Origin of the sequence: Streptomyces sp. P9(2023) (assembly GCF_032436795.1) — a bacterium.
Classification (GTDB): Bacteria; Actinomycetota; Actinomycetes; order Streptomycetales; family Streptomycetaceae; genus Streptomyces.
Genome location: NZ_JAUPWM010000013.1, coordinates 146,569 through 160,306, shown reverse-complemented (window position 1 = coordinate 160,306; position 13,738 = coordinate 146,569). Strand labels below are relative to the sequence as shown.

At 70.2% G+C, this 13,738-nt stretch carries 5 protein-coding genes, 1 tRNA gene and 1 rRNA gene; 6 read left to right on the top strand and 1 reads right to left on the bottom strand.

Annotated features, from left to right (window positions below; all coding sequences use genetic code 11):
* Together rrf and Q5762_RS19570 are read left to right on the top strand one after the other, a co-directional pair.
* Window positions 1-77, top strand: a 5S ribosomal RNA gene (gene rrf / locus Q5762_RS19575); the annotation flags it as partial.
* 4 nt (window positions 78-81) lie between these two features.
* Window positions 82-157: transfer RNA gene (locus Q5762_RS19570), tRNA-Thr, on the top strand.
* 111 nt (window positions 158-268) lie between these two features.
* Here the strand turns inward: Q5762_RS19570 and Q5762_RS19565 are convergent.
* Entirely contained in the window at window positions 269-2,920 is a 2,652-nt protein-coding gene (locus tag Q5762_RS19565; protein WP_315893448.1) for a SpoIIE family protein phosphatase, read from the bottom strand.
* 269 nt (window positions 2,921-3,189) lie between these two features.
* Between Q5762_RS19565 and Q5762_RS19560 the strand changes: the two genes are divergently transcribed.
* The 4 genes from Q5762_RS19560 to Q5762_RS19545 all read left to right on the top strand — a co-directional run bounded on the left by Q5762_RS19560 (window position 3,190) and on the right by Q5762_RS19545 (window position 13,672).
* Window positions 3,190-8,697: a HAMP domain-containing protein gene (locus Q5762_RS19560; RefSeq protein WP_315893447.1), complete on the top strand. Its 5,508-nt coding sequence runs from the start codon at window positions 3,190-3,192 to the stop codon at window positions 8,695-8,697.
* A 241-nt stretch (window positions 8,698-8,938) separates the two neighbouring features.
* Window positions 8,939-9,613: a response regulator gene (locus Q5762_RS19555; RefSeq protein WP_315893446.1), complete on the top strand. Its 675-nt coding sequence runs from the start codon at window positions 8,939-8,941 to the stop codon at window positions 9,611-9,613.
* 172 nt (window positions 9,614-9,785) lie between these two features.
* Window positions 9,786-12,593 carry a DNA translocase FtsK gene (locus Q5762_RS19550; protein ID WP_315893445.1) on the top strand — a complete coding sequence of 936 codons (2,808 nt, stop codon included), beginning with the start codon at window positions 9,786-9,788 and terminating at the stop codon, window positions 12,591-12,593.
* Between the two features lie 242 nt (window positions 12,594-12,835).
* The gene (locus Q5762_RS19545; RefSeq protein ID WP_315893444.1) at window positions 12,836-13,672 is read left to right on the top strand and encodes a RodZ domain-containing protein; all 837 of its coding nucleotides are present in this window, start codon (window positions 12,836-12,838) and stop codon (window positions 13,670-13,672) included.
* The last annotated feature ends 66 nt before the right edge of the window (window positions 13,673-13,738 follow it).

The following is a 13,738-nucleotide window of genomic DNA, read 5'->3' as shown; positions in this document are numbered from 1 at the left end:
CGAACCCGGAAGCTAAGCCTTTCAGCGCCGATGGTACTGCAGGGGGGACCCTGTGGGAGAGTAGGACGCCGCCGAACTCCCGCCCTTTTAGCTCAGTCGGTAGAGCGTCTCCATGGTAAGGAGAAGGTCAACGGTTCGATTCCGTTAAAGGGCTCCAGCGAAAACAAAGAAGGCCCCCGCCTGATGGCGGGGGCCTTCTTTGTTTTGTGCTGTTCCTGCAGGGCCGGGGGTGTCCCCCGCCCCGTTCGGAGCAGGGGACCGCCGTTACTCAGTTGCCCGTCAGGGGCTCCGGGAGGCGCATCGCCAGGATGGCCATGTCGTCGGAGGCGGGTTCCTGGGCGAAGCGTTCGACCGCGCGGAGGATGCGGGCGGCGACCGCGCCGGCCGTCAGGCCCGTACAGGTCTTGAGGACCTCGATCAGGCCGTCGTCGCCGAGCATGCGCGTGCCCTCACGGCGTTCCGTGACGCCGTCCGTGACGCAGAGCAGGACATCGCCGGGTTCAAGGGTGATGGTCTGCTCGTACAGCTCCAGGTCGTCGATGACGCCGAGGAGGGGTTGCGGATCGGCGGCCGGGACGACCGTGCCGTCCTGGCGGAGACGCAGGGGCAGAGGGTGACCGGCGCAGACGACCTTCAGGATGGCCGAGCCGTCCTCCTGGGGCCACATCTCGCCGTACAGGAGCGTCAGGAAGCGGCTGCGGGCGCCCTCGTCGAGGATCGCGGCGTTGAGGCGCTCCAGGACCGCGGGGCCGCCGAAGCCCTCGCGGGCAAGCAGGCGAAGCGCGTGCCGGGCCAGGCCCGTGACGGCCGCGGCCTCCGGGCCCGTACCGCAGACGTCGCCGATGGCGAAGCCGTAGGCGTTGTCGCGGATCGGGAAGAGGTCGTAGAAGTCGCCGCCGACCTCGTTGCCCTCGCCGGCCGCGCGGTAGATGACCTCGACCTCGACGCCGTCGATCTGCGGGAGACCGGGCGGCAGCAGGCTGCGCTGGAGCGACTGGCTGATCGCCATGCGCTCCGAGTAGAGGCGGGCGTTGTCCAGGGCCAGGGCGGCTCGGCGGGAGAGGTCCTCGGCGAGTTCCAGGATCTCCTGGCGGAAGTGGTCGTCGGAGGGCTTGCCCAGGGTGAGCATGCCGATCACGCGGTTGCGGGCCACCAGCGGCAGGACCACTGTCTCCCCGCCGACCACGGTCGCGGTCGCGAGCGTCGTGTCGATTCCCGAGGACAACGGGCCGCCCGTGCCCCCCAGTTCGCGCATCGAGGTGGAGAGTGCCGCTCGGTGCGCGGCCTCGGCCGGGGCCGCCCAGACGCGGGCGCCAGGGGTGGGCACCGGGTCGGGTGGGGCGATGGAAGAGAGCAGGGCCTTGAGGCCGTCGATGCGGTCCTCGTCCTCGTGCAGGACGTACGAGAGGTACGGGTCCGAGGCCTGGTCGGCGATCGTGTAGACGGCGCACCAGGTGGCGAGGGTCGGGACGGTCATCTGGGCCATGAGGGCCAGCGTCTGGTCGCGGTCGAGGGTGCCGGCCAGCAGGTCGGAGGCCTCGACGAGGAAGCTCAGGGAGCCGCGGCGCAGGCGTTCGAGCTCGCCGAGGCGGGCCGACTCTACGGCCAGCGCGATCCGGTCGGCGGCGAACTGGAGGCGCAGGGCCTCCTCGTTGGAGTACCGGTTGGAGCCTTCGGCGGCGACGCCGAGGGAGCCGGTGAGGCGGCCCTCGACCTTGAGCGGCACGGTGACGACGGAGCGCATGCCGGTGCCTTCGAGGAGCGGTACGGCGCCGGGGACGGCGGCCAGGTCCTCGTGGACGGCCGGCATCCGGGCGGAGCCGTAGCGGCTGGCGCCGGTCTCGACGGGGACCCGGGCGAAGCGCTGGCGGGCGGAGGGGAGGCCGGTGGTGGCCCGGACCTCCAGTTCGGTCTCGTCGTCGGTGGCGAGCAGGAGGAAGGCGGAGTCGCCGTCGAGCATGTCGCGGGCGCGCTCCACCGTGCGCTGGAGGAGGCCGTCGAGGTCGTCGGGGGCCGGGGAGCCGATGAAGACCTCGAAGGGGTCCGTGGCGCGGCTCTCGGCGCCCGGGTCGGAGACCGCGGGGCGCTGGGGGGTCTGGAGGACGGCGCGCTCGTACTCCCGTACCAGCAGGCAGACCGTCGAGGGCTCGCCGCCGGCGTCGCGGACGCGCAGGTGGGAGGCGTAGACGGGGATGACCCGGCCGTCGGCGCAGCGGATGCCGTAGCTGCCCTCCCAGCGGGAGAGGCGGAGGGCCTCGGCGAGGCCGGTGCTGATGCCGGGGGTGTGCGGCCAGGCGGCGAGGTCGCCGAGCGGCTTGCCGGTGACCTGCTCGGCCGCGTAGCCGAAGAGTTCCTCGGCGTCCTCGTTCCAGGCGCTGATGGCGCCGCCGCGGTCGATCTGGGCGACGGCGACGCGGACGCGGCTGTCGGCGACCGGGAGGAGGGCGTCGGGGAGGACCGGTCCGGCGGAGCGGGTGCCGATCGACCGCTCGGGCAGATCGAGCTGGAACCAGACATGTTTGTGTGTGGGGGTGTACTCGACGCCCCAGCGGGTGGCGAGGGCGGCGCACAGGAGCAGGCCCCGGCCGTTCTCGCGGTCGGGGTGGGCGAGGGTCCGGCCGCCCTGGACGGGGATCTCGCGTTCGGGGTAGTGGTCGGCGACCTCGACGCGGACGCCGTCGTCGCCGCGCAGGCACAGGACGTCCGCGGCGGTGCCGGCGTGGATGACGGCGTTCGTCACGAGTTCGCTGGTCAGGACGACGGCGTCGTCGACGACCTCGGCGTATCCCCACCCCTGGAGAGTGTCTCGGACGAAGGCGCGGGCGGTCGCGACGGACCGCCCGACGGGGTCGAAGGTGGCAGCCGCCCGCGCAGTGATCACAGAACTCCTCGTACGCGTTTCGACGCCCGGCTCCGCCATGGTCGGTCTGCCCCTCCCGCTGCGCCCGGTGGTCGTTTCGCGCCACCCCGCCCCCGCCGGGCGGACCGGGGCGGTTGGACAGCCGGATGCCAGGTTACTTACCTTCGCTGTCCGGGCGGATGCCGGTCGGCGCTGTTTCCGTCTCCTGGGGGCGGGGACGCTATGCGAAGCTGCCGAACTGTTATCGCCAGGTTCGGCTGCGGTGAAACACTGGGCAGGCTTGTGGTGACTGCCCGGGCAGTACGGTCAACCCCTTCGGGAGGGACACGGTGGAGTCTGGCACGGCGGCGCGGCGCGGCGGCGGCGGCACGACGCGCGCGAAGGGCGGACGGCCCCGGAGCGGTGAGACGGTGCAGGTGGACGCGGCGGCCATGGAGCGGCTCCTCGCCGCCCTGGTCTCGATGCGGGACGGTAACTTCCGCAAGCGGCTGACCGTGTCCGGCGACGGGATGATGGCGGAGATCTCCGCCGTCTTCAACGAGGTCGCGGACCGGCAGATGCATCTGACCGGCGAGTTGTCGCGGGTCCGGCGCATGGTCGGGCGCGAGGGCAAGTTGTCGGAGCGGCTGGAGGCGGGGCCCAGCGAGGGTGCCTGGCTGGCGGCGATCGAGGCCGCGAACGCGCTGGTCGACGACATGACGCGGCCGGTCTCCGAGGTGGGTCGGGTGCTTTCGGCGGTGGCCGAGGGTGACCTGGGTCAGCGCATGGACCTGCGGTCGGACGGGCTGGAGGGGCGGCCGCTGCGCGGTGAGTTCCTGAAGGTCGCCCGGACCGTGAACAACCTGGTCGACCAGCTGTCCGCGTTCACGGACGAGGTGACGCGGGTCGCGCTGGAGGTCGGTACCGAGGGCATCCTGGGCGGTCAGGCCCAGGTGCGCGGAATGTCCGGTTCGTGGAAGGACCTCACGGACTCGGTCAACACGATGGCGTACCGGCTGACGGCGCAGGTGCGTGACATCGCTCTCGTGACGACGGCCGTGGCCCGGGGTGATCTGTCCAACAAGGTCACGGTTCATGTGGCCGGGGAGATGCTCGAGCTGAAGAACACCGTCAACACGATGGTGGATCAGCTGTCCTCGTTCTCCTCCGAGGTGACCCGGGTCGCGCGTGAGGTCGGTACCGAGGGCGAGCTGGGTGGCCAGGCGGAGGTCGCCGGGGTCGGCGGTGTGTGGAAGGACCTCACCGACTCCGTCAACACGATGGCGGGAAACCTCACCAATCAGGTGAGGGGTATCGCCGAGGTGACCACGGCGGTCGCCAACGGCGATCTGTCCCAGAAGGTCACGGTCAGCGCGCGCGGCGAGGTCGCGCAGCTCGCGGACACGATCAACCAGATGACGGAGACGCTGCGGACCTTCGCCGACGAGGTGACCCGGGTGGCGAGCGAGGTCGGCGCCGAGGGTGTGCTCGGCGGGCAGGCGCAGGTGCCCGGCGCGGCCGGCACCTGGAAGGACCTGACGGACTCGGTCAACACCGTCTTCCGGAACATCACCACACAGGTGCGGGACATCGCGCAGGTGACGACGGCGGTCGCCAACGGTGATCTGTCGCAGAAGGTCACCGTCGACGTGGCCGGCGAGATGCTGGAGCTGAAGAACACCGTCAACACGATGGTGGACCAGCTCTCCGCCTTCGGTTCCGAGGTGACGCGGGTCGCGCGGGAGGTCGGCGTCGAGGGTCTGCTCGGCGGGCAGGCGCACGTCCCGGGCGCGGCGGGGACCTGGAAGGACCTGACCGACTCGGTGAACACGGCGTTCCGCAACCTGACGGGTCAGGTGCGGGACATCGCCCAGGTGACGACGGCGGTCGCCAACGGTGATCTGTCGCAGAAGGTCACCGTCGATGTCGCGGGCGAGATGCTGGAGCTGAAGAACACCGTCAACACGATGGTGTCGCAGCTGTCGAACTTCGCCGACCAGGTGACGCGGATGGCGCGTGACGTGGGCACGGAGGGCCGCCTCGGCGGTCAGGCGCGGGTGGACGGTGTCTCCGGTACGTGGAAGGAGCTCACCGACTCCGTCAACTTCATGGCCGGCAACCTGACGTCCCAGGTGCGGCAGATCGCCCAGGTGACGACGGCGGTGGCGCGGGGTGACCTGTCGCAGAAGATCGACGTGGACGCGCGCGGCGAGATCCTGGAGCTGAAGAACACCATCAACACGATGGTCGACCAGCTGTCCGCCTTCGCGGACCAGGTGACCCGGGTGGCCCGTGAGGTGGGTACGGACGGCCGGCTCGGCGGTCAGGCGCAGGTGCCGGGCGTGGCCGGTGTGTGGCGCGATCTGACCGACTCGGTGAACGGCATGGCCGGGAACCTCACCGCCCAGGTCCGTAACATCGCGGGCGTCGCCACGGCGGTCGCGCGCGGTGACCTGTCGCAGAAGATCGACGTGGACGCGCGCGGCGAGATCCTGGAGCTGAAGAACACCCTCAACACCATGGTCGACCAGCTCTCCAGCTTCGCGGAGCAGGTGACGCGGGTGGCCCGTGAGGTGGGTACGGAGGGCATCCTGGGCGGTCAGGCCGAGGTGCAGGGGGTCTCCGGCACCTGGAAGGACCTCACCCAGTCGGTGAACTTCATGGCCAACAACCTGACCTCGCAGGTGCGGAACATCGCCGAGGTCACCACGGCGGTCGCCAAGGGCGATCTGTCGAAGAAGATCACCGTCGACGCCAAGGGCGAGATCCTGGAGCTGGTGACGACCGTCAACACGATGGTCGACCAGCTGTCCAACTTCGCGGACGAGGTCACGCGGGTGGCCCGTGAGGTGGGTACGGAAGGCATCCTCGGCGGTCAGGCGCGAGTGCGCGGGGTCACCGGCATCTGGAAGGACCTGAGCGACAACGTCAACCTGATGGCCAACAACCTGACGAGTCAGGTGCGGAACATCTCCCGGGTCTCCTCGGCGGTCGCCAACGGAGACCTGACGAAGAAGGTCACGGTCGAGGCGCGCGGCGAGGTCGCCGAGCTCGCCGACACCGTCAACACGATGGTGACGACCCTGTCGTCGTTCGCGGACGAGGTGACGCGAGTCGCCCGTGAGGTGGGTACGGAAGGCGAACTGGGCGGCCAGGCGCGGGTGCCGGGCGTGTCGGGGACCTGGAAGGACCTGACCGAGTCGGTGAACTCGATGGCGTCGAACCTGACGGGTCAGGTGCGCCAGATCGCCGCCGTCACGACCGCCATCGCCAAGGGCGACCTCACCAAGAAGATCGACATCGACGCGCGCGGTGAGATCCAGGAGCTGAAGAACACCATCAACACGATGGTCGACCAGCTGTCCTCGTTCGCCGAGGAGGTCACACGCGTGGCCCGCGAGGTGGGTACGGAGGGCATCCTCGGCGGCCAGGCACGCGTGCGTGACGTCGACGGCACCTGGCGCGACCTGACCGAGTCCGTGAACGAGATGGCCGGGAACCTGACCCGGCAGGTGCGGGCCATCGCGGCCGTCGCCACGGCGGTGACCCGCGGCGATCTGAACCTGAAGATCGACGGCGTGGACGCGGCGGGCGAGATCCAGGCCCTCCAGGACAACATCAACACGATGATCGCCAACCTGCGCGACACCACCCTCGCCAACGAGGAGCAGGACTGGCTCAAGGGCAACCTGGCCCGGATCTCGGGCCTGATGCAGGGCCGGCGCGATCTGGACGACGTCGCCTCGCTCATCATGAGCGAGCTGACCCCGGTCGTCTCCGCCCAGCACGGCGCCTTCTTCGTGGCGGTCGCGACCGGCTCCGCGACCGGCGGTGCCGAACTCGGCCGGCCGGGGGAGAGCGCGTACGAGCTGCGGATGCGCGGCAGTTACGGCTACTCCGCGGGCTCCATGCCCACGTCCTTCCGGCCCGGCGAGACGCTCATCGGGACGGCGGCGGAGGAGAAGCGGACGATCCAGGTCAACGTGCCGCCCGGCTATCTGAAAATCTCGTCCGGGCTCGGCGAGGCCGCCCCGGCGCATGTGATCGTCCTGCCCGTCCTCTTCGAGGGGAAGGTGCTCGGCGTGATCGAGCTGGCCTCGTTCCAGCCGTTCACGCAGATCCAGCGGGACTTCCTCAACCAGCTCGCCGAGCTGATCGCCACCACGGTCAACACCATCAGCGTCAACACCAAGACCGAGGTCCTGCTCATGCAGTCGCAGGAGCTGACCGAGCAGCTGCGCGAGCGGTCGGCGGAGCTGGAGCACCGGCAGAAGGAGCTCCAGGGCTCCAACGCCGAGCTGGAGGAGAAGGCCGAACTGCTCGCCCGGCAGAACCGGGACATCGAGGTGAAGAACACCGAGATCGAGGAGGCCCGGCAGGTTCTGGAGGAGCGGGCCGAGCAGCTCGCGGTCTCCATGCGGTACAAGTCGGAGTTCCTGGCCAACATGTCCCACGAGCTGCGTACACCGCTCAACTCGCTGCTGATTCTGGCCAAGCTGCTCGCCGACAACGCGGATCTCAACCTCTCGCCCAAGCAGGTCGAGTTCGCCGAGACCATCCACGGCGCCGGTTCCGACCTGCTCCAGCTGATCAACGACATCCTCGACCTGTCCAAGGTCGAGGCGGGCAAGATGGACGTCTCCCCGACGCGTATCGCGCTCGTCCAGCTCGTCGACTACGTGGAGGCCACCTTCCGGCCGCTGACCGCCGAGAAGGGGCTCGACTTCTCGGTCCGGGTCTCGCCCGAACTGCCCGCCACGCTCCACACCGACGAGCAGCGGCTCCTCCAGGTGCTGCGCAACCTGCTGTCCAACGCGGTGAAGTTCACCGACTCGGGCGCCGTGGAGCTGGTCATCCGGCCGGCCGGGACGGACGTACCGCAGTCGATCCGCGAGCAGCTCCTGGAGTCGGGTTCGCTGCGCGACCCGGAGGCCGATCTGATCGCCTTCTCGGTGACGGACACCGGCATCGGGATCGCGGCCGGCAAGATGCGGGTGATCTTCGAGGCGTTCAAGCAGGCGGACGGGACGACCAGCCGCAAGTACGGCGGTACGGGCCTGGGGCTCTCGATCAGCCGGGAGATCGCGCGGCTGCTCGGCGGCGAGATCTACGCGGCGAGCGAGCCGGGCCGCGGCTCCACGTTCACGCTCTATCTGCCGCTGAGCCCCAGCGAGCTGCCGCCGCACGGCTACGGGCCGGGGGGCGCGGGGCCGATGGATCCGCGCGCGGGGCTGGAGGACGGCTCGGTCGACGAGACCCTGCCGCCGTTCCCGCCCTCGCCCATGGCGGCCGATCTGCGCTCCGGCGCGGGGGCGCTGTTCCGGCACCGGCGCAAGGCGGTGCAGCAGGCCGGGTGGGACGAGCGCCAGCCGGCGCTGCCGGGTCAGCCCGCCCGCGGCGGTCACGCCGAGCAGGCGGGGGCCGACGACGACCGGGTGGAGGCCGAGCCGCGCCGTACGTTCATGTTCGGCGGCGAGAAGGTGCTGATCGTCGACGACGACATCCGTAACGTCTTCGCGCTCACCAGCGTCCTGGAGCAGCACGGGCTCGCGGTGCTGTACGCGGAGAACGGCCGGGAGGGCATCGAAGTGCTGGAGCAGCACGACGATGTGACGGTCGTTCTGATGGACATCATGATGCCCGAGATGGACGGATACGCGACGACGACCGCGATCCGCCGGATGCCGCAGTTCGCCGGGCTGCCGATCATCGCGCTCACCGCGAAGGCGATGAAGGGCGACCGGGAGAAGGCGATCGAGTCGGGCGCCTCCGACTACGTCACCAAGCCGGTCGACCCCGATCACCTGCTCTCCGTGATGGAGGAGTGGATGCGCGGAAACGGAAGCGAGGGTTGTTGACGCACTGTCGCCGCGGGCGTGTGAGAGGGCGGGATGCGGGGAACCTTCTGGTCTCTCACCACGTTTCTGCTACGTGCACAGTGACATCGTGGTGACAGGGTGTGGCGACAGGCGGGGTGCGGCTACCATGACCGGCACAAGGACGGACGGCGCATGGGAGTCGTCTTCTGGGGCGGCGCCCGGTGCTTCCCCCGGCTCGGCGAGTCGGGGAGAGCCGATGCCGGGGCGAGGAGGACGGGGCATGGTGCAGAAGGCCAAGATCCTCCTGGTCGATGACCGGCCGGAGAATCTGCTGGCGCTGGAGGCCATTCTCTCCGCGCTCGATCAGACGCTGGTGCGGGCATCGTCCGGGGAGGAAGCGCTCAAGGCGCTGCTGACCGATGACTTCGCGGTCATTCTCCTGGATGTCCAGATGCCGGGAATGGACGGATTCGAGACCGCGGCGCACATCAAGCGGCGGGAGCGGACCCGGGACATCCCGATCATCTTCCTCACCGCCATCAACCACGGCCCGCACCACACCTTCCGGGGGTACGCGGCGGGCGCGGTGGACTACATCTCCAAGCCGTTCGACCCGTGGGTGCTGCGCGCCAAGGTCTCGGTCTTCGTCGAGCTGTACATGAAGAACTGCCAGCTGCGTGAGCAGGCCGCGCTGCTCCGGCTCCAGCTGGAGGGTGGCGGTTCCGGCGGCCATGCCAAGGAGTCGGCCGGGCTGCTCGCCGAGCTCTCCGCCCGCCTCGCGGCGGTCGAGGAGCAGGCCGAGGCGCTGTCCAAGCAGCTCGACGACGACTCGGCCGATGCCGCCGCCGTCGCGACCGCCGCCCATCTGGAGCGCAAGCTCACCGGGCTGCGGCGGGCCCTGGACGCCCTGGAGCCGGGCGCGGGCGGCCCGCCCGTCCTGCCTTCGCAGAGCTGACGTACGGCCGACGGGCAGGTACGTGGGGAGTCGGCGTGCAGCTGACGTACCATCAAGATTCGACCGCCCGTCGTGAGTGGGCGTCAGTTCCACGCCCTCGTACGAACGACACGAACGGGTGAGCCCGGACGGGCACGTGTCCGACGCGGCTCACACCGGTAACCTCAGCATCATGGCCTCACGTACGTCCGGCAAGGGTTCCCAGGGCACGGCGGGCACCGCGAAGCCGCGCGCCGGCCGTACGGGCGGTGCCGCGAAGAAGGCGGCGCCCGCGAAGTCGCCCGCCAAGCCCGCCGCGAAGAAGACCGCGGCGAAGAAAGCCGTGCCCGCGAAGCGCGCGCCCGCCAAGAAGACCGCCGCTAAGAAGCCGGCGCCCAAGCCCGCGCCCTCCCCGACCGGAGGCGTGTACCGGCTCGCGCGCGGCCTCTGGCTCGGACTCGCGCACGGCGTGGGGGCGATGTTCCGGGGGATAGGGCGCGGAGCCAAGGGCCTCGACCCCGCGCACCGCAAGGACGGCATGGCGCTGCTGCTGCTCGGCGTCGCCCTGATCGTCGCCGCCGGCACCTGGTCCAATCTGCGCGGCCCGGTCGGCGACCTCGTCGAGATGCTCGTCACCGGCGCGTTCGGCCGGCTCGACCTGCTCGTGCCGCTGCTGGTCGGTGCCATCGGCGTCCGGCTGATCCTCTACCCGGAGAAGCCCGAGGCGAACGGCCGGATCGTCATCGGACTCTCCGCCCTCGTCCTCGGCGTGCTCGGACAGGTCCACATCGCCTGCGGCTCCCCGGGGCGCGGTGAGGGCACCAAGGCCATGCAGGACGCCGGCGGGCTCATCGGCTGGGCCGTCTCCAAGCCGCTGATCTTCATGATGGGCGAGGTCCTCGCCGTACCGCTGCTCGTGCTGCTCACGATCTTCGGACTGCTCGTCGTCACCGCCACGCCCGTCAACGCCATCCCGCAGCGTCTGCGCGCGCTCGGCGCCAAGCTCGGCCTCGTCGAGCCGGCGTACGACCCCGAGGCCGACCAGGAGCGGTACGAGGACGACTGGCGCGAGGCCGGCCCGCAGCCCGCCGCGCGCGCCCGGCGCACGCCTCCCGGGTCCCCCGAGGTGTACGACGTCGACCAGGCCGAGGAGGAGGCGCTCACGCGGCGCAGGCGCCCGCGCAGGCCGCCGGTCCAGCCCGCCTTCGACCGGCCCATGGACGCCGTGGACGTGGCCGCCGCGGCCGCCGCCGCCCTCGACGGCGCCGTGCTCAACGGCATGCCGCCGTCCCCGCTGGTCGCCGACCTCACCCGGGACGTCACCGCCGAGCGCGCGGCCGCGGTCGCGGCGGCGGCCGCCGAAGCCGCCGAGGCCAAGGGGAACGCCGGCACCACCGGGGCGCCGGTGCCGGGTGCCCGCGCCGAGAAGGCCGGGCGGCTGCCCGGAGCCGTACCGGACCTCACCAAGCCCGCGCCCGAGCACAGCGAGCTGCCGCCCCGCGCGGAGCAGCTGCAGCTGTCCGGGGACATCACGTACGCACTGCCCTCGCTCGACCTCCTGGAGCGCGGTGGGCCCGGCAAGACGCGCAGCGCGGCGAACGACGCCGTCGTGGACTCGCTCTCCAACGTCTTCACCGAGTTCAAGGTCGACGCGGCCGTCACCGGCTTCACGCGCGGCCCGACGGTCACCCGGTACGAGGTCGAGCTCGGCCCGGCCGTGAAGGTCGAGAAGATCACGGCCCTGACGAAGAACATCGCGTACGCCGTGGCCTCCCCGGACGTACGGATCATCTCGCCGATCCCCGGCAAGTCCGCGGTCGGCATCGAGATCCCGAACTCCGACCGGGAGATGGTCAACCTCGGCGACGTGCTGCGGCTGGCCGCGGCGGCCGAGGACGACCATCCGATGCTGGTCGCGCTCGGCAAGAACGTCGAGGGCGGCTACGAGATGGCCAACCTGGCGAAGATGCCGCACGTCCTGGTCGCCGGTGCCACCGGCTCCGGAAAGTCCTCGTGCATCAACTGCCTGATCACGTCGATCATGATAAGAGCGACCCCCGAGGACGTCCGGATGGTGCTCGTCGACCCCAAGCGGGTCGAGCTCACCGCGTACGAGGGCATCCCGCACCTGATCACGCCGATCATCACCAACCCCAAGCGGGCCGCCGAGGCGCTCCAGTGGGTGGTGCGCGAGATGGACCTGCGCTACGACGACCTGGCCGCGTTCGGCTTCCGGCACATCGACGACTTCAACGAGGCCATCCGCAACGGCAAGGTCAAGCTGCCCGAGGGCAGCGAGCGCGAGCTGAAGACCTATCCGTACCTGCTGGTGATCGTGGACGAGCTGGCCGACCTGATGATGGTCGCGCCCCGGGACGTCGAGGACGCCATCGTCCGGATCACCCAGCTGGCGCGTGCGGCCGGCATCCATCTGGTGCTCGCCACCCAGCGGCCCTCGGTGGACGTCGTCACCGGTCTGATCAAGGCGAACGTGCCGTCGCGGCTCGCCTTCGCGACCTCTTCGCTCGCCGACAGCCGGGTCATCCTGGACCAGCCGGGGGCCGAGAAGCTCATCGGAAAGGGTGACGGTCTGTTCCTGCCGATGGGCGCGAACAAGCCCGTCCGTATGCAGGGCGCGTTCGTCACCGAGGCCGAGGTCGCGGCTGTCGTGCAGCACTGCAAGGACCAGATGGCGCCGGTCTTCCGGGAGGACGTCACCGTCGGGACCAAGCAGAAGAAGGAGATCGACGAGGAGATCGGCGACGACCTCGACCTGCTCTGCCAGGCCGCCGAGCTGGTCGTCTCCACCCAGTTCGGCTCCACCTCGATGCTCCAGCGCAAGCTGCGCGTCGGCTTCGCCAAGGCCGGGCGGCTGATGGACCTGATGGAGTCGCGGAGCATCGTCGGACCGAGCGAGGGGTCCAAGGCGCGGGACGTGCTCGTCAAGCCGGACGAGCTGGACGGGGTGCTGGCCGTGATCCGCGGGGAGTCGGTGGAGTGATGCGCGGGGAGTCCGAGACCTGAGCCATGGCGAGGCGTCGCCATAGCGAGACCCGGTCGAGACTCACTCGTAAGGGAATGTGGGCAACCGTTTCCCTTGGTCGTACGTCAAGTTGGAGGGAGGGACAGAAGGATGTCCCAGCCTCATGGCGTACAAACAGCGTCCGCCCGGTTGCCCCACCCTTTCGTACCACCCATAGACTGAACATCCAGCAGGTGGTTACACGCTCGAAAGGCGCTCTCGTGTCCATCGGCAACTCCCCCGAATCCCCCGAAGACGACCGGAACTTCCCGGCAGACGACCGGGATTCGATCGGTCGAGCCCTCCAGCAGGGCCGGATCGCCGCCGGTCTCACCGTCGACGAGGTCAGTGCCTCCACACGGGTCCGCATCCCGATCGTGCACGCGATCGAGGAGGACGACTTCTCCCGCTGCGGCGGAGACGTCTACGCCCGTGGGCACATCCGTACGCTCGCGCGCGCCGTGGGGATGGATCCCGCGCCGCTGATCGAGCAGTACGACGCCGAGCACGGTGGCCGGCCCGCGCCGACCCCCGCCGCCCCGCTGTTCGAGGCGGAACGCATCCGCCCCGAGCCGCGCCGACCCAACTGGACCGCGGCGATGGTGGCCGCGATCGTCGCCGTCGTCGGTTTCGTCGGCTTCACGATGTTCAGCGGCAACGACGCGGCGCCCGGGAGCGGAGCCGTCGCCGAGGGCCCGGCGCCCGACAAGAAGACCACCAGCCCCACCGTGAAGCCGACCAAGACCAAGGACACCAAGCCGGCCCCGACGGACAGCGCCATCGCGGCGGTCCCGAAGGACAAGGTCACGGTCAAGCTCACCGCCACCGACGACAAGAGCTGGATCTCCGCCAAGGCGAGCGACGGCAAGCTGCTCTTCGACGGGCTCCTCCTCAAGGGCGAGTCCAAGACCTTCCAGGACGACGAGCGCGTCGACCTGATCCTCGGCAACGCCGGTCCGATCGAGCTCTTCGTGAACGGCAAGAAGATCGAAGAGAAGTTCGAGTCGGGCGCCGTCGAGCGGCTCTCGTACGCCAAGGGCGACCCCGAGGCCGGATGATCCCCTGGCCGACCGTCGCGCAGGTGAACCCTGCGCGGCGGGGGTACGGCCGGGACGAAGTAGTCT